Source organism: Achromobacter sp. Root565, from assembly GCF_001427425.1.
GTDB classification, from domain to species: Bacteria; Pseudomonadota; Gammaproteobacteria; order Burkholderiales; family Burkholderiaceae_B; genus Achromobacter; species Achromobacter spanius_D.
The window spans coordinates 103,955-119,742 of sequence record NZ_LMGO01000010.1 but is presented as its reverse complement, the minus strand read 5'-3'; the positions used below and the strand labels follow the sequence as shown (position 1 = coordinate 119,742).

Here is a 15,788-nt window from a genome sequence, read left to right as displayed (position 1 = left end):
CCCTGGCGAGACGATCGTCAACTCGCGGCAGCCTCGCAGAGGGTGTCAGACACCGAGATCAGATTGCGGCAGGTGTCTGACACCCTGGTGAGACGATCGTCAACTCGTGGCTGCTTCGCAGCGGGTGTCAGACACCGAGATCAGATTGCGGCAGGTGTCTGACGCCCTGGTGAGACGATCGTCAACTCGTGGCAGCTTCGCAGAGGGTGTCAGACACCGAGATCAGATTGCGGCAGGTGTCTGACACCCTGGTGAGACGATCGTCAACTCGCGGCGGCCTCGCAGAGGGTGTCAGACACCGAGATCAGATTGCGGCTGGTGTCTGACACCCTGGTGACGCGATCGTCAACTCGTGGCGGCCTCGCAGNAGAGGGTGTCAGACACCGAGATCAGATTGCGGCAGGTGTCTGACCCCCTGGTGAGACGATCGTCAACTCGCGGCGGCCTCGCAGAGGGTGTCAGACACCGAGATCAGATTGCGGCTGGTGTCTGACACCCTGGTGACGCGATCGTCAACTCGTGGCGGCCTCGCAGCGGGTGTCAGACACCGAGATCAGATTGCGGCAGGTGTCTGACACCCTGGTGAGACGATCGTCAACTCGCGGCGGCCTCGCCGCGGGTGTCAGACACCGAGATCAGATTGCGGCAGGTGTCTGACACCCTGGTGAGGCGATCGTCAACTCGCGGCGGCCTCGCAGCGGGTGTCAGACACCGGGATCAGATTGCGGCTGGTGTCTGACACCCTCTTGAGACGATCGTCAACTCGCGGCAGCCTCGCAGAGGGTGTCAGACACCGAGATCTATGAGATCCCAGTTCTACGGCGCTTCCTGCGTCAGCGTCGACACGAACGTCGCCGTGCGTGAATCACTCGGATTCGTGAAAACCGACCGCGAATCGCCGGCTTCCACCACCACGCCATCCAGCAAAAACACCACCTCCCGCGACACGCTCGCCGCCAGCCGCAGATCATGCGTGGCCATGAGCATCGTCATGCCTTCCGCGGCCAACTGGCGCAGCACATCCACCACCTCCGCGGCCAAGCCCGGATCCAGCGCCGACGTCGGCTCGTCGCACAGCAGAACACGTGGCGCGGGCGCCAGCGCGCGGGCAATCGCCACGCGTTGCTGCTGGCCGCCGGACAGATTCGCGGGCCAGGCTTCCGCCTTCTCCAGCATCCCCACCTTGCGCAGCAATTCCTCCGCCCGTGCACGCGCGCGGTCGGTGGGCCATTTCTGCACCGTCACCAACCCTTCCATCACATTGCCGATCACGGTCTGATGCGGAAAGAGCTGAAAGTTCTGGAACACCATGCCGGTCTGTTTGCGCACCGCCTGGACCTGTTCGCGGGCAAGTTTGCGCCCGGGTTCAAAGTCGACCGTTTCCGGCCCGATCTCCAGCCGGCCGCGATCCGGCACTTCCAGCAGGTTCACGCAGCGCAGCAGGGTGCTCTTGCCGCTGCCCGACGGACCGATCAAGGCGGTGACGCTGCCTTCGTCGATCTGGACATCCACCTGCTTGAGCACGGGGTTGCCGCCAAAGGACTTTTCGATTTTTTCAAGGCGGATCATCGGGTCTTCTCGCTAAACATCGCATGCTGGCCGAAGCGCCGTTCCAGCCGCACTTGCGCCGCGGACAGGACGGAGCTGAACGCCAGATAGATCAGCGCGGCTTCCGTATAGAGGATCAGCGGTTCATACGTGACGGCCGCGATGCGCTGCGCGGCCTGGAAAATTTCGGGCACCGTCAGCACCGCCGCGAGCGACGTGTCCTTGACCAGCGCGATGAACGAATTGGACAGCGGCGGCACGGCCACGCGGGCCGCCTGCGGCAGGATCGTGCGGCGCAAAGCCTGGCCGCGCGTCATGCTGAGCGAATAGGCCGCTTCCCACTGTCCCTTGGTGATCGACTCGATTGCGCCGCGGATCACTTCGGAGTTGTAGGCGCCGACGTTCAGCGTGAAGCCGATCAGCGCGGCGGGCAACGGATCCAGCACGATGCCCACGCTGGGCAGGCCGTAGAAGATCACGAAAAGCTGCACCAGCAGCGGCGTGCCGCGGATGAGCCAGACATAGAAGCGCACCACCGCCACCAGCGGCGCGGGGCCGAACAGCCGGATGAGCGCCACCACGAAGGCCAGGGCCAGACCCAGCGCAAACGACATCAGCGTCAGCGGAACCGTGAAGACCAGCCCCGCGTGCAGCAGCGGCCAGAACGAATCCGCCATCAGCTGCACCCAGGCCGGCACCGACCATTCGCCAATTTTTGCCAGCAGCCAATCGGGCAGGATGGCGTGCAGCCAGGTGGGCAGCGTCATGGGCGCTCCAGTTGCTTATTGCGCGGACAGGTCCGTGCCGAAGTACTTGACCGAGATGGTCTTGTACGTGCCGTCCGCCTTGATGTCGGCCAGCGCCTTGTTGATGGCAGCCTGCAGCTCGGGATTGTTCTTGCGGATCAAAACGCCAGAATTGCTGAACTCCGCCGTCTTGTCGGTGGCCGCGATCTTCACGCGGGCGTTGGGCTTCTGCTTCTTGAAGTCCAGGAACGACAGGTTGTCGTTGACGGTGGCTTCAACGCGGCCGGAGGTCAGCAGGTCGATGGCTTCGTTAAAGCCCTGCACGGCGACGACTTCCGCGCCATGGTTCTGCGCCAGCTTGCCGAAGTTGCTGGTCAGCGTGTTGGCGGACTTCTTGCCCTTCAGGTCCGCGAAGGACTTGATGCTGGTGTTGTCGTCGCGCACGATCAGCACGGCCGCGGACGAAATGTAGGGGTCGGAGAAGTCGTACTTGGCGCGGCGCGCATCCGTGATGCCCACCTGATTGATGACGGCGTCGTAGCGCTTGGCGTCCAGGCCGGCGATCAGGCCGTCCCACTTGCCTTCGACGAATTGCGCCTTCACGCCCAGGCGCTCGGCGATGGCGCGGCCAATGTCCACGTCAAAGCCGGTAAGCTTGCCCGATGCGTCGTGGAAGGTGAAAGGCGCGTAGGTGCCTTCGGTGCCGATCTTGAAGACGCCCGCGGATTTGATCTGGTCCAGTTCGGACTGGGCATGGGCGGTGGACAGGGCGGCGACCTGCACGAGGCCGGCGATGAAAAGCGTACGGAAGAGTTTCATGACAATGCTCCACGGATGATCACTGTGGAGAGCATGTGGGCCTGCAATGCCCTCCGGCGTAGCGGCACTCTAACAACCGGCCTATTTTTCCACAAAGCATATGGAATAGTAAAAATATAGCTACAAGTCATATGGCAGTACCGAACGCCGGGCGCAGTCGGTCCGGGATCCTTCAGGCAGTACCTTGACGGAGACGGGTGTGGAACAGCAATGGAACAGGCGTGCGTTCATGATGGCGGCGGCGGGCGCTGCCGCAGCCGGCACGATGCCCGCGCAGGGCGCCGGCGGCACGGGGTCGATGCCCGGCGGCGGCAGCATTACCGATGTCGCCGGCTTGCGGGTGGGGCATTACACCGAGACCCGCCGGCCTACCGGCTGCACGGTCATCATTGCCGAGACCGGCGCGACGGGCGGTGTGGACGTGCGCGGCGCGGCGCCCGGGACGCGCGAGACCGATCTGCTCAATCCGATCAACATGGTCGACAAGGTGCACGCAATTGTGCTGACGGGCGGCAGCGCCTTCGGCCTGGATGCGGCGTCGGGCGTGATGCGCTATCTGGAAGAAAAGAAGATCGGCTTTGATGTGGGCGTGGCGGTCGTGCCCATCGTGCCTTGCGCGGTGCTGTTCGACCTGGGCGTGGGCGACGCGTCGGTGCGGCCCGATGCCGCCGCCGGTTATCAGGCTTGCCGTTCGGCCACGGCCGACGCCCCGCAGGAAGGCAACGTGGGCGCGGGCGCCGGGGCGACGGTGGGCAAGCTGTATGGTCCCAAGCGCGCCATGAAGGGCGGCATCGGCAGCGCGTCGCTGACGGTGGCGGGCGTGACGGTGGGCGCCATCGTCGCGGTCAACGCCGTGGGCGACGTGCTGGACCCGGCCACGGGGCGCATCCTGGCCGGCGCGCGCACCGAAGACGGCAAGATGCTGTTCGACACGCGCGCGGCCATCCTGGCGGGCGACCTGCCCAAGTCGATGCGCGCGGGCGCGGCCACCACCATCGGCGCCGTGGCCACGGACGCCCGGATCACCAAGGCCGAAGCCCAGAAGATCGCCGGCATGGCGCACGACGGGCTGGCGCGCACGATCAACCCCATTCACACCATGCTCGACGGCGACACGATCTTTGCGCTGGGTACGGGGACGTCGGGCAAGTCCGCCAACGTGATGCTGCTGGGCGTCATGGCCGCCGAGGTAATTGCGATCGCGGTGCAGCGCGCGATCCTGTCCGCGCGCGCCATTGACGGCTATCCGGCCGCGGTGGATTTCGTGGGGTGATCCCGCTGACCCGCGCCTGTCACACAAGCCCGCCATGATGACAGGCGCCGGCACGTCGCCGGAGCGGGAGGCGTACATGCAGGAAGGCGAACGACTCAATGGCGTGACGCATCTGGCCGGGCTGGCGCTGGCGGTGCTGGCTTCCGGCGCCTTGATCACGCGCGCGGCCGAGCTGCGCGTGGACACGCGGCAAATCGTCAGTTGCGCGGTGTTCGCGGCGTCGATGATCGCGGTGTATGCGTCGTCTTCCCTGTTCCATTGCACGCAAGGGCGCCGCAAGGCGATGTGGGCCAAAGCCGACCACTGCGCGATCTACCTGCTGATCGCCGGCACGTACACGCCGCTGGCGTTCGGCCCGGTGGACCATCGCTGGGGCGCCGCGATGGGCGTGGCGATGTGGCTGCTGGCCTTCGTGGGCATCAGCCGCGAACTCTGGTGGGCGCGCAACGCGCCGCCCGCCTTGCCGCTGTATCTGGTCATGGGCTGGCTGGGCGTGGCCTTCGCCGCGCCGATCGCGGGCGCGCTGTCGATGGCGGGGCTGACATGGCTGCTGGCGGGCGCCGCCATCTACACCACCGGCACGCTGTTTTATGCCAATGACAAACGCTGGCGCCATGCGCACGGCATCTGGCATCTGTTCGTCATGGGCGGCACGGCCTGCCATTTCGTGACGGTCTTCGGCTTTTTGAAGCACGCGCCAACCTAGCGCGCCCCGCGTCATGCGGACGGCTCGGTCAACTTAGCGCCAGGCCGCCAGCGGCAGCATGCCTTGCCGGTTCTTCACTTTGCGCATGACGATATGCGAACAAAGATCGCGCACGCCCGGAAGCTTGCTGAGCTTGTCCTCGACAAAATTTGAAAACGCCGACAGGTTGCGCGTGCGGACGGTCAGGATGTAATTGGACGCGCCGGTGACGATGCTGGCCTCGGTGATTTCGTCGTGCAGCGCGATGCCGGCCAGGAATTCCTCGTGCCAGCCGGCGCGCGACTGGTCCAGCGACACATGGACGATGGCCTCCAGTTCGAAACCCAGCTTCTCGGCATCCAGCAACGCGCGGTAGCCGCGTATGAGCCCGGCTTCTTCCAGCGCGCGCACGCGGCGCAGGCACGCGGATGGCGACAGCGCCACCTGCTCGGCCAGGTCCTGATTGCTGAGGTGGCCGTCCTCCTGCAGGCGGGCCAGAATGCGCTGGTCTATGACGTCGATCTGCATGGAGCAATTCAATTCGAAAAAATGATGATGAATGCAATTTAATGCGGAAAACACGGGTAAGTCACGACTGGATTTGCAATTTTTCGGCCTGACCGCGCTGATAGCATGTATCCGGAAATCTGCTGGAAGGAACAGAACATGAACACTCGCGACGACTGCGTCAATGCCGATCGCCAGGATCCCCTGGCCCACGTGAAAGAACAATTCAACCTGCCGCCCGGCGTGCTCTACATGGACGGCAATTCGTTGGGCGTGCTGCCCAAGACCGCCGCGGCCCGCGCCGCGCAGGTCATTACGGACGAATGGGGCACGGGCCTCATCCGAAGCTGGAACACCGCGGGCTGGTTCGACCTGCCCGCGCGGCTGGGCGACAAGCTGGGCAGCCTGCTGGGCGCGCGCGAGGGCGAGCTGGTCATCACCGACACCACGTCGCTCAACATCTTCAAGGCGCTGGCCGCCGCGCTGCGCATCCAGCAGCATAAGCACCCCGCGCGCCGCGTCATCCTGTCCGAGCGCGACAACTTCCCCACCGACCTGTACATGATTCAGGGCATGATCGACCTGCTGCAGCAGGGCTACGAGATGCGCCTGATCGACGACGACCTGCCGCTGGACAAGGCGCTGGACGATTCCGTCGCCGTCATGCTGCTGTCCCACGTCAATTACCGCAGCGGCCAGATGCACGACATGGCCGCCGTCACCGCCCAGGCGCATGAACACGGCGTGCTGGCCATCTGGGATCTGGCGCACGCCGCCGGCGCGGTGCCCGTGGACCTGAACGGCGCCAATGCCGACTTCGCGGTAGGCTGCACCTACAAGTATCTGAATGGCGGCCCCGGTTCGCCTGCCTTCATCTGGGTGGCGCCGCGCCACACCAAGGACTTCTGGCAGCCGTTGTCCGGCTGGTGGGGCCATAGCCGCCCGTTCGACATGGCCGTCGCCTACGAGCCCGCGGGCGGTATCCGCCGCTATCTGTGCGGCACGCAGCCCATCGTGTCGCTGTCGATGGTCGAGTGCGGCCTGGATGTGGCGCGCGCCGCCGGCATGGACGAAGTGCGCAAGAAGTCGCTGGCGCTGAGCGACCTGTTCATCCAGCTGGTGGAATCGCGTTGCGCCGGCCATCCGCTGACGCTGGTGACGCCGCGCACGCACGCCGATCGCGGCAGCCATGTCAGCTTCCGTCATCCCAACGGCTTCGAGGTCATGCAGGCGCTGATCGCGCGCGGCGTGATCGGCGATTACCGCGAGCCCGAAGTCCTGCGGTTCGGCCTGACGCCGCTGTATTTCGGCTACGCCGATGTCTGGGACGCGGTCGACATCCTGAAGGACGTGCTGGACACCCGCGCGTGGGACAAGCCCGAGTTCAAGCAGCGTTCCGCCGTGACCTGATTCCGGGTTCAACCCCTCATCGCGCCGGCCCCGCAAGGGGCCGTACATCACACAACAATGCGCAATACAGGAGGAGACAATGCAACAACAGAAAGGGTTCGGCCAGATTGCCGAACGCGAACAGGGGCTCAAGCGCCGGCTGACGCCCGGCCAGATGAGCATGATCGCCATCGGCGGGGCCATCGGCACGGGCCTGTTCCTGGGCAGTAAATTCGCCATCGGCTTTGCCGGGCCCAGCGTGCTCATCAGCTATGCCATCGGCGGCTTGATCACGCTGCTGCTCATGGCCTGCCTGGCCGAAATGACCGTGGCGCATTCCACGTCCGGCTCGTTCGGCGCCTACGCCGAGCATTACATCAGCCCGCTTGCGGGCTTTTTGGTGCGCTATGCGTACTGGTCCTGCGTGGTGCTGGCGGTGGGCACGGAGGTCACGGCGGTGGCCAAGTACATGGCTTTCTGGTTTCCCGGCGTGCCGGGATGGCTCTGGGTGTGTATCTTTTCCGCGGCCCTCATCCTGATCAATGCGCTGAGCGTCAAGGCGTTCGGCACGATCGAATACTGGTTCTCGACCATCAAGATCAGCGCCATCATCGGATTCATCTTCCTGGGCGCCTATGTGGTCTGGGGCAGTCCGCAGTACGGCACCGTGAACTACACCGCGCATGGCGGATTCTTTCCGAACGGCATGTGGGGCATGTGGATCGCGGTCGTGATCTCGATCTTCAGCTACCTGAGCGTCGAGATGATCGCCGTGGCGGCCGGCGAAGCCGAGGATCCCGAGCGCGCCGTCAAGCAGGCGTTTCGCGCCACCATCGTCCGGCTCGTCGTGTTCTATCTGCTGACGCTTGCGCTGATCCTGGCCATCGTGCCGTGGGACCAAGCCGGCAAGGGCGACAGTCCCTTCGTGCAGGTAATGCTGGTGCTTGATATTCCGGGCGCGGCGGGCGTCATCAACTTCATCGTGCTGGTGGCCGCGCTGTCCGCCATGAACAGCCAGCTCTATATCACCACGCGCATGATGTTCAGCCTGTCGCGCGCGGGCCATGCGCCGTCGGCGATGGGCCGGCTGTCCAGCAATGGCACGCCGCTGAACGCGCTGCTGCTGTCCACCAGCGGCATTGCCATCGCCACGGTGCTGAACGTGCTGTATCCCGAGACGGCCTTCACGCTGATGATGGCCATCTCGATGTTCGGCGCGCTCTTTACCTGGATGATGATCTTCGTGACGCACTACTTCTTCCGCCGCCGCTGGGTGCGCGAAGGCGGCGCGAAGCTGTCGTTCCGCATGCCGGGCTTTCCGGTGCTGACGCTGCTGGGCGCGGGCGTGATGCTGGCAATTTTGCTGACCACGTACTTCACCGCCGTCTTCAAGCTGACGCTGGTGTTCGGCGTGCCGTTTCTGCTGTTGCTGGTGGCGGCGTACTACCTGCTGTTCAAGAAGCGAGGCGAAGCGGTCGCCATGAACGCGCGCCGGCAGCGTGCGTGACGCGTGATCAGCGGCCGCGCCCCTCGGCGCGGCCGCTTGTTGTCAGACGGCGGCGACGGCGCGTTCCGTCCGCGGCGCGGCCGGCACCGGCGCCGGCGCGGGGGCAAATACGCGCAGGCGATGGCCGTCGGGGTCCAGTGCGACAAAGGTGCGGCCAAAGTCCATGTCGGTGGGCGGCTGCAAGATGGGCAGGCCCCGCAGGCTCCAGTCCACATGGCGCTGGTTTACCGCGGCGGCGTCCGCCACCGTGAACGCCAGCTCGGACGCACCGCCGCGTCCAGCCGCCGCAGGCGCCACCGTGTAGCGCGACCACAAACCCAGCATCAACCCGGAGTCCAGCGCAAACAGCGCAAACGTGGGCGACGATTCGATGGGCGGACGCTGCAGCAGCGCGCTGTAGAACGCGGCGCTGGCCTGCGGCTTTTCCACATACAGGATGACGAAATTGGTGTCTGACATGATGCGCTCCGGGGGATAGACGCGCTCATCATAGGCAGGGGTACTGTCAGTTTTTGGCAGTAGTGAACGTCAGTCCTTGCGCGCCTCGTGATCCAGCGCGCGCCACTCCTTGAGCAGGATGTGCCGCCGTTTGGGATACCTGGCGCCGATGGCCAGGGTGGCGATGCGGTCGGTGCGGAAATGCCGGAAGTCGCCGCGCAATTCACACCAGGCCATCACCAGCCGCACGCTGTCGAAGAAGCCCAGCGCGAACGGCCAGATGACACGGCTGGAATCGGACCCTTTGTCATCGCGGTACGTGATTTCCAGCTTCTGTTCGCCGCGGATGGCCTGGCGGATCAGCGCCACGTCGACCCGGTCAGTGACGGCCACGGCGCTGGGGGCAACCAGCAGCGGGATGGCGTCGAGCTCGTCGCGCAGTTCCTGCGGCAGCACCGCGCCGATCTTGGCCAGCGCATTGCGGGCGGCCAGCCCTAATCGCTCGTCGGAGCGGCGGGCCACCCAGCGCGTGCCCAGCACCAGCGCTTCGATTTCTTCGGTGCTGAACATCAGCGGCGGCAGCATGAATCCGGGCCGCAGCACGTAACCCACGCCGGGTTCCCCCTCGATCTCCGCGCCCTGGCATTGCAGCGTGGCGATGTCGCGATACAGCGTGCGCAGGCTGACGCCCATCTCGGCCGCGAGCCGATGCCCGCTGACGGGCAGGCGGTGGCGGCGCAGGGTCTGGAGCAGATCCAGGAGACGTTCGGTGCGGGACATGGGGGCAGGCGGAGGGCGGACGCCGCAATACTGCCATGGAATGGCAGCATGCGGCGATGGCCCTGCTTGTGATTCGAGCCCCGGATCCTCGATGCTACTTGGCGACCGGTTTGCCCGACGCCACGTCCAGCACCGACCCGTCTTCCAGGCTGACGCGGTAGATCTCGCGCACCACATTGCCTGCGAAGCCGATTTCCACGATGGAGACGTCCTTGAACGTCGTCTCGATGCCGTCGGGCAGCACGGCGTTGAACTTGTCGGATTCTGCCTTCATGGCGTCCTGCAGCCGCGCGTCGTACGGCGTCATGCTGTAGACCAGCGTGGTGTGCGGATTGTGCGCGCGCACTTCCTTGCCGTCCTGCATGACGTTCACGCCGCTCACGCCCAGTGTCTTGACCAGTTCCTTGCCGGCGTCGCCCATCTTGGCGTACACAGGGCCGGTCACGCGCGGCAGCGGGCCGTCGCGCAGCGGGGCGAGGGCGCCGGTGGCCACGGTGTTGTAGCGCATCATGTCCTCGAAGCCCTGGCCGCTCTTGACCACGCCCAGGTCCAGCCACCACGGATGGCCCGCGCCCTTGGCGGCCTCGGTGGGATAGAAGGTCTTGAGCGTTACCCGCAGCGGCGCCGGCGGTTTGGGCAGCGCCTTGAGCATGCGCGCCGGCGTCTGCGGATCGGCATTGTGGATGTGAACCACGGTGACGTGCGGCAGATTGGGCGTGTCGGCTTCGGTCTTCAAGCCGAGTTTGATCAGATCTTCCTTGAGGACGCCGTTGACCTTGGCGTCAAGCACGGCGTTCACCTCGGCCGGCAGGCGGTAGACCACGCCGTAGGTGGCCTTGTGCGCGCGGAACTCGGGCTGGCCGATGGCGCTGTTGTCGATAGAGGAGGCCTGGGCGGCGCCGGCGGCGAAGAGGCCGGAAGCGGCCAGATGCAATGCACGTTTGATCATGGGATTTCCCTGTTGTCGTTGACGTGACCCGCGAGAGTCATCCGCAGTGTGGCCAGCGCGGATGTACGGCGTATTGCATCAAGGCCAAGATTTCCGATAGCAACCGGCGATTGTCCGATCGGTCGGGGCACCGGCCTGTCCCTTCGCTAGCCCAGAAACATGACGGCCACGATGGCGATTCCGAGCAGCAGGTTCACGCCCACCCAGCGCCGGATGCCGCCCATCGCCTGACCGCCCGCGGGCCAGTCGGACGCCGCCACCGCTGCGGCCAGCCGCTTGAACAGCGCGAACCGGATGTGGCCGAAGATCGCGATCATCACGATGCCGCCGCTGGCCATCAGCGTCCAGTTGCGAGGCATGAAGAACGAGCCGCCCGTCTGCGCGGCCTGGCTGGCCGACGAGCCGATCATCCACGCGCCGGTCACCAGGATCAGGACGATGGCTGCCAGCACGGCGTTCAAAAAAGGCCCCAGCACCGAGGCCAGGAGCCGCAACCGCACGGGGGGTTCCAGTTTCGCGGCCGCCGGCCGCAGAAAACAGTGGGCGAACAGCATGCCGCCCACCCATAGGATCACGGCCATGACATGGAGAAATTGCAGGACGGCGTAGAGCATGGGATCAGCCTGTGGAAAGCGCCGCCGCGGGAGGCGGCGGACGTCGTACGGATGATATCTCCGCAAGCCCGACGCGCGAATTTGACCAAAATCATGGTTTTGCATTTAGAATGAGAACGATTGCTATTTGTAGTTATGAATTTTTAGTTGTGCTTGTTGTAGTTGAGAGTCAGGGAGCCGTCCGTGCCGAATTCCGTGCTCGCCTCGGGCGACGCCGTCAACATGCTGTATCGCACCCATCACGGATGGCTGCACGGCTGGCTGCGCGCCAAGCTGGGCAACAGCTTCGATGCCGCCGATCTTGCGCAGGACACCTCCGTGCGCGTGCTGCGGCACCGGCACGAACTGGACGCACTGCGCGAGCCGCGCGCCTACCTCACCACCATCGCCAAGCGCCTGCTGCTGAACCACCATCGCCGCCGTTCGGTCGAGCAGGCCTACATGGAAGCGCTGGCGTTGATGCCCGAGGCGCTTGCTCCTTCCCCGGAACAGCGGCTCATCATCCTGGAAACGCTGCAGGAGATCGAAGAAATGCTGGCCGGCCTGTCGCTGCCTGCCCGCCAGGCGTTTTTGATGGCGCAACTGGAAGGGCTGAGCCATAACGAGATCGCCGACAAGCTCGGCGTGTCGCTGCGCACCGTGCACCGCTACATCACCAAGGGATACGAGCAATGCATCATGGCGGTGATGTGAGCGCGCAAGCCGATCCGCCTGGCGAGCTGCCGGCTGTTGAGCGCAACGTCGCGCGCGAAGCCGCGCGGTGGCTGTTGCGGCTGAGCTCGGGACGGGCCACGGACGCAGACGTGCACGCCTGCGACCAATGGCGCGCCAGCAAGGCCGAGCACGAACATGCCTGGCAGCGGGCGCAGCGCGTGAATGCGCGCTTCGGCCTGATTCCGTCGGCGCTGGGCATGGCGACGCTGAATCGGCCGGACCTCAAGAGCCGCCGCGCCGCGCTGAAGACGCTGATTGCCCTGATCGTGGCTGGGCCGCTTGGCTGGGCCGCATGGCGGGCCGATCCCCTGGACTGGAGCGCCGACTACCGCAGCGCCGCGGGCGAGCGGCGCGACGTGATGCTGGCAGACGGTTCCACGCTGCACCTGAATACCTCCAGCGCCGTCGACGTGCTGTTCGACGAAGCGACACGCCTGTTGCGCCTGCGCGCCGGCGAGATCGCCGTTCATGCGGTGACGGACCCCGCCAGCCATCCGCGTCCGTTCATCGTGCGCACGCGGCTGGGCGATATCGAAGCGCAGGCCTCGCGTTTCTGTGTGCGCGAGGAGGGCGGACGCTGCCAGCTCAGCGTGCAGGAAGGACGCGTGCGCGTCAGTAGCGCCGGGCAGCCGGGACGCTACGTGGACGTGGCGGCTGGCGAGCAAAGCAGCCTGTCGCCCGATGGCGCCGGCGCGGCGTCGCCCGCTGACCCGCATGCCAGCGACTGGCTGCGTGGCGTGCTGTACGCCAGCGCACTGCGGCTGGACGCCTTCGCGGCCGAGCTCGGCCGCTACCGGCAGGGCATCCTGCGCTGCGATCCCGAGATCGCGCACCTGCGCATCTCTGGCGCGTTCCAGTTGCACGATACGGATGCGGTGCTGGCTGCGCTGCCCGCGACCTTGCCCGTGCAGGTGCGCTATCGCACGCCGTACTGGGTGACGATCGCGCCCCGCGCCGCTGCGGCGTAAGGCCGCACGCCAGCATGGCAGGCCACATTCACGGAGTTGCCGCGCATTTTTTGGGCGCGTTGAAAATATTTTTGCAAATGCTGTCCGGTTTTGATTTCACGAGGGTCATGGTCTGTATAGGCACACGGATGCCGATACCTGTTGGATCCAAAGGACGACCATGGCTTACTACCCCGCCGGCCGCGCAAGCGGCGCCCGACCAGCCCGAGGCACGCAATGCCAGCTGACCCGTCTTACCGCTGCCGTGCACGCGGCGCTGGCCCTGTCCGCCGCATCCGCCGCGATGCTGCCGATCTCTGCCGCGCAGGCGCAGGGTGCCGCGGTGACGCAGGCCGGCGCGCGCGGCTACAGCATCCCGGCGGGATCGCTGGCGGATGCGCTGCCGCGATTTGCGGACAGCGCCGGCGTCACGGTGCTGTTCGATGCGGCGCTGGTTGGGCAACGCCGCACCGCGGGATTGCAGGGGGCGTACTCCGTGCATGAAGGGTTCTCGCGGCTTCTGGCGGGCAGCGGGCTGGGGGTGCAGGAACGCAGCGCCGGCGTCTTCGTGCTGCAGGCGCTGCCGCAGGGCAGTGTGACGCAGCTTGCGCCCGTGCAGATCGACGGCGAGGCCGCCGTCGTCACGCCGGCCTGGGAAACGAGCACCGATCGCCGCCGCATGGACGATCTGCAGATCCGGAACTGGACCGACCTCAGCCGGCGCGCGGAACCGGGGGTGAACTTCAATCGCACGACCAACAGCATCAACATCCGCGGCCTGGACCAGGACCGCGTGCTGACCCGCGTGGACGGCATCCGCCTGCCGTGGCTGGACGACGGCGCGCGCGGCGTGAAGGGCGGCCTGGAAGCCGTGGACTTCAACAGCCTGTCGCGCCTGGACATCGTGCGCGGCGCGGACGCCACCGGCGGCGGCTCGGGCGCGATTTCGGGCATTGCCGACCTCCACACTCTGAATCCGGCGGACCTGCTGGGCGGCGGCAAGACCTTCGGCGCGCTGGCCAAGACCGACTTCGACTCCGCGGACAACAGCTGGGGCGCCAACGCGGCGCTGGCCGGGCAGATCCACAGCAACACGTTCTGGCTGGTGCAGGCGGGTGTGCGCAACGGTCACGAACTGGACAACCGCGGCGACGTCGGCGGCTACGGCGCCAAGCGCAGCGAGCCCAGTCCCGAAGACTACGACCAGCGCAGCTTCCTGATGAAGCTGCAGCAACGGGTGGACGGCGCGCATCTGTTCGGTCTGACGGGCGAATACTTCAAGCGCAATGCCGACATCGACAACATGTGGGAGCAGGGCCCGGGCACCAGCTACCTCATCGGCCAGAACAGCACCCGCAAGGAAACCGAGCGCGAGCGCGTGTCGTTCGACTACACGTACACGGCGCCGGATTCAGGCGGACTGATCGACACGGCCAACGCGGTGGTGTACTGGCAGCGCGTGCGCCTGGACAACTCGCTGGACGGCATCCGCGGCGTGGACGCGCGCGCCCGCATCATTCCGGGCGACCCATTCCGCTACGGTTTTCCCAACGGCCCCTACGGCCGCAGCAATTCGATCCAGCAGACGCTCTTTGGCGCCAGCACGGAATTCACCAAGCGCATCGCGGGCGCGTCGGTGTCGCAACTGTGGTCGTTCGGCGGCGAGTGGTACGGCAACAAGACCGAGCAGAACTCCAGCGGCTATGACAACTGCCCCGTGATCCGTCCCGGCATGCCCGCGCCATTCGGCCCGCGTGCGTGCGACATGCTGCACACCAACCAGGCCGACGTGCCGCAGTCCAAGGGCAACCAGTGGGCGCTGTGGGTGCAGGACGAGTTCAGCTTCGCGGATGGGCGCTACACGCTGGCGCCGGCGCTGCGCTATGACCATTACGAACAGAGGCCTCAGTCCACTGCCGGCTACGAAAGCAATCCCAACGCGGCCGCGCTGCCGCCCAGCAACAGCGGCAGCCGCTTCTCGCCGAAGCTGCTGGCCACGTGGCGGGCGGCGGACCAGCTCAGCCTTTACGCGCAATACGCCTACGGCTTCAAGGCGCCCAGCGCCACCCAGCTCTACACCAACTACGGCGGCCCGGGCACCTATCTGCGCGTGGGCAACCCGTACCTGAAGCCCGAAACCAGCAAGGGCTGGGAGCTGGGCGCCAAGCTCGGTTCCGATGACCTCGGCGGTGCGGTATCGTTCTTTGATAATCGTTATCAGAACTTTATCGATGGCGATGTGCCGCTGAATGCCAGCCCGCCGCAGTGGCAGCCCGGTTGGGCGGGGCAGTATCCGCTGGGCGTGACGGGCAACGTCAACCGCGCCAAGGTCCGCATCTACGGCGCCGAGGCCAGCGCGCACTGGAAGTTTGCGCCGGGTTGGCGCACGTGGGGCTCGCTGGCTTGGGCGGTGGGCAAGGATGAGGGCACGGGGCAGTACCTGAATTCCGTGGCGCCGTTGAAGGCGGTGCTGGGCTTGGGGTATGGCCGCGACGTGTGGGGCGTGGACGCGATGCTCACCACGGCGATGCAGCGCAACAAAGTCGAGTATCCCGATGCGTCGGCCGACGCGCCGAATCCCGACTTCAAGGCGCCGGGCTATGGCGTGGTGGACCTGATGGGCTACTGGCGTCCGGCCGCGGTGAAGGGCTTGCAAGTGCAGGCGGGCGTGTTCAACCTGTTCGACAAGAAGTACTGGGAGGCCATCAACGTGCCGACCGCGGGCGCCACCGCGATCCCGCGTGCGGTGGATTGGTACACGGAACCGGGACGCAGCGTGCGCGTCTCACTGACTTATCAATATTGAGTTCGGTCCGCCGCCATTCGGCGCTGACCGGACCGGCGGCGGTTTTCTGCAGTGTTTTTTTGCACC

General features: G+C 65.9%; 15 protein-coding genes. 7 read left to right on the top strand and 8 right to left on the bottom strand.

Going from position 1 to position 15,788, the window contains the following annotated elements; all coding sequences use genetic code 11:
* Window positions 1-816: 816 nt before the first annotated feature.
* From ASD71_RS27275 to ASD71_RS27265, 3 genes are all read right to left on the bottom strand, one after another.
* Window positions 817-1,569: an amino acid ABC transporter ATP-binding protein gene (locus ASD71_RS27275; protein ID WP_056571911.1), complete on the bottom strand. Its 753-nt coding sequence runs from the start codon at window positions 1,567-1,569 to the stop codon at window positions 817-819.
* Complete coding sequence (locus ASD71_RS27270; protein ID WP_056327000.1) at window positions 1,566-2,246, bottom strand: ABC transporter permease subunit; 681 nt, start codon at window positions 2,244-2,246, stop codon at window positions 1,566-1,568. Before ASD71_RS27270 ends, ASD71_RS27275 begins: the two co-directional genes overlap by 4 nt.
* An 84-nt stretch (window positions 2,247-2,330) precedes the next feature.
* Window positions 2,331-3,113 (bottom strand): amino acid ABC transporter substrate-binding protein, encoded by a 783-nt coding sequence (locus tag ASD71_RS27265; RefSeq protein WP_056571908.1) that lies wholly within the window; start codon window positions 3,111-3,113, stop codon window positions 2,331-2,333.
* Window positions 3,114-3,342: 229 nt separating this feature from the next.
* Here ASD71_RS27265 and ASD71_RS27260 point away from each other — a divergent pair, with 229 nt between their 5' ends.
* Entirely contained in the window at window positions 3,343-4,386 is a 1,044-nt protein-coding gene (locus tag ASD71_RS27260) for a P1 family peptidase (RefSeq protein WP_056571905.1), read from the top strand.
* A 76-nt stretch (window positions 4,387-4,462) separates the two neighbouring features.
* Window positions 4,463-5,092, top strand: coding sequence for a hemolysin III family protein (locus ASD71_RS27255; protein WP_056571903.1), 630 nt, complete (start codon window positions 4,463-4,465; stop codon window positions 5,090-5,092).
* A 33-nt stretch (window positions 5,093-5,125) separates the two neighbouring features.
* Here the strand turns inward: ASD71_RS27255 and ASD71_RS27250 are convergent, their stop codons facing one another.
* Complete coding sequence (locus tag ASD71_RS27250; RefSeq protein ID WP_056571900.1) at window positions 5,126-5,599, bottom strand: Lrp/AsnC family transcriptional regulator; 474 nt, start codon at window positions 5,597-5,599, stop codon at window positions 5,126-5,128.
* Window positions 5,600-5,737: 138 nt separating this feature from the next.
* Between ASD71_RS27250 and kynU the strand changes: the two genes are divergently transcribed.
* Complete coding sequence (kynU, locus tag ASD71_RS27245) at window positions 5,738-6,988, top strand: kynureninase (protein WP_056571938.1); 1,251 nt, start codon at window positions 5,738-5,740, stop codon at window positions 6,986-6,988.
* A gap of 79 nt (window positions 6,989-7,067) precedes the next feature.
* On the top strand, window positions 7,068-8,474 hold the full coding sequence (locus tag ASD71_RS27240) for an amino acid permease (RefSeq protein WP_056571897.1): 1,407 nt from the start codon (window positions 7,068-7,070) through the stop codon (window positions 8,472-8,474).
* A 42-nt stretch (window positions 8,475-8,516) separates the two neighbouring features.
* Here ASD71_RS27240 and ASD71_RS27235 read toward each other — a convergent pair whose 3' ends face one another.
* From ASD71_RS27235 to ASD71_RS27220, 4 genes are all read right to left on the bottom strand, one after another.
* Window positions 8,517-8,933 carry a VOC family protein gene (locus ASD71_RS27235; RefSeq protein WP_056571894.1) on the bottom strand — a complete coding sequence of 139 codons (417 nt, stop codon included), beginning with the start codon at window positions 8,931-8,933 and terminating at the stop codon, window positions 8,517-8,519.
* A 69-nt stretch (window positions 8,934-9,002) separates the two neighbouring features.
* Window positions 9,003-9,692 (bottom strand): YafY family protein, encoded by a 690-nt coding sequence (locus ASD71_RS27230; RefSeq protein ID WP_056571893.1) that lies wholly within the window; start codon window positions 9,690-9,692, stop codon window positions 9,003-9,005.
* A gap of 94 nt (window positions 9,693-9,786) precedes the next feature.
* Window positions 9,787-10,641, bottom strand: a complete 855-nt coding sequence (locus tag ASD71_RS27225) for a hypothetical protein (protein ID WP_056571890.1) — start codon at window positions 10,639-10,641, stop codon at window positions 9,787-9,789.
* A 146-nt stretch (window positions 10,642-10,787) separates the two neighbouring features.
* On the bottom strand, window positions 10,788-11,255 hold the full coding sequence (locus ASD71_RS27220; RefSeq protein WP_056571886.1) for a CopD family protein: 468 nt from the start codon (window positions 11,253-11,255) through the stop codon (window positions 10,788-10,790).
* A 183-nt stretch (window positions 11,256-11,438) separates the two neighbouring features.
* Between ASD71_RS27220 and ASD71_RS27215 the strand changes: the two genes are divergently transcribed.
* From ASD71_RS27215 to ASD71_RS27205, 3 genes are all read left to right on the top strand, one after another.
* A complete protein-coding gene (locus ASD71_RS27215; protein WP_056571883.1) occupies window positions 11,439-11,948 on the top strand; it encodes a sigma-70 family RNA polymerase sigma factor in 510 nt (169 codons plus the stop codon).
* Window positions 11,927-12,937 carry a FecR domain-containing protein gene (locus ASD71_RS27210; RefSeq protein WP_056571880.1) on the top strand — a complete coding sequence of 337 codons (1,011 nt, stop codon included), beginning with the start codon at window positions 11,927-11,929 and terminating at the stop codon, window positions 12,935-12,937. The genes ASD71_RS27215 and ASD71_RS27210 overlap by 22 nt, the downstream gene beginning before the upstream one ends.
* Before the next feature lie 160 nt (window positions 12,938-13,097).
* Window positions 13,098-15,722, top strand: a complete 2,625-nt coding sequence (locus ASD71_RS27205; RefSeq protein WP_056571877.1) for a TonB-dependent receptor — start codon at window positions 13,098-13,100, stop codon at window positions 15,720-15,722.
* Window positions 15,723-15,788 lie beyond the last annotated feature (66 nt).

What these genes read in the sequence shown, in the direction of transcription:
- ASD71_RS27260 (WP_056571905.1), top strand. Translation starts at nt 3,343, where the DNA reads ATGATGGCGGCGGCGGGCGCTGCCGCAGCCGGCACGATGCCCGCGCAG.
- ASD71_RS27275 (WP_056571911.1), bottom strand. Translation starts at nt 1,569, where the DNA reads ATGATCCGCCTTGAAAAAATCGAAAAGTCCTTTGGCGGCAACCCCGTG.
- ASD71_RS27265 (WP_056571908.1), bottom strand. Translation starts at nt 3,113, where the DNA reads ATGAAACTCTTCCGTACGCTTTTCATCGCCGGCCTCGTGCAGGTCGCC.
- ASD71_RS27240 (WP_056571897.1), top strand. Translation starts at nt 7,068, where the DNA reads ATGCAACAACAGAAAGGGTTCGGCCAGATTGCCGAACGCGAACAGGGG.
- ASD71_RS27255 (WP_056571903.1), top strand. Translation starts at nt 4,463, where the DNA reads ATGCAGGAAGGCGAACGACTCAATGGCGTGACGCATCTGGCCGGGCTG.
- ASD71_RS27220 (WP_056571886.1), bottom strand. Translation starts at nt 11,255, where the DNA reads ATGCTCTACGCCGTCCTGCAATTTCTCCATGTCATGGCCGTGATCCTA.
- ASD71_RS27230 (WP_056571893.1), bottom strand. Translation starts at nt 9,692, where the DNA reads ATGTCCCGCACCGAACGTCTCCTGGATCTGCTCCAGACCCTGCGCCGC.
- ASD71_RS27225 (WP_056571890.1), bottom strand. Translation starts at nt 10,641, where the DNA reads ATGATCAAACGTGCATTGCATCTGGCCGCTTCCGGCCTCTTCGCCGCC.
- kynU (WP_056571938.1), top strand. Translation starts at nt 5,738, where the DNA reads ATGAACACTCGCGACGACTGCGTCAATGCCGATCGCCAGGATCCCCTG.
- ASD71_RS27210 (WP_056571880.1), top strand. Translation starts at nt 11,927, where the DNA reads ATGCATCATGGCGGTGATGTGAGCGCGCAAGCCGATCCGCCTGGCGAG.
- ASD71_RS27235 (WP_056571894.1), bottom strand. Translation starts at nt 8,933, where the DNA reads ATGTCAGACACCAATTTCGTCATCCTGTATGTGGAAAAGCCGCAGGCC.
- ASD71_RS27250 (WP_056571900.1), bottom strand. Translation starts at nt 5,599, where the DNA reads ATGCAGATCGACGTCATAGACCAGCGCATTCTGGCCCGCCTGCAGGAG.
- ASD71_RS27205 (WP_056571877.1), top strand. Translation starts at nt 13,098, where the DNA reads ATGGCTTACTACCCCGCCGGCCGCGCAAGCGGCGCCCGACCAGCCCGA.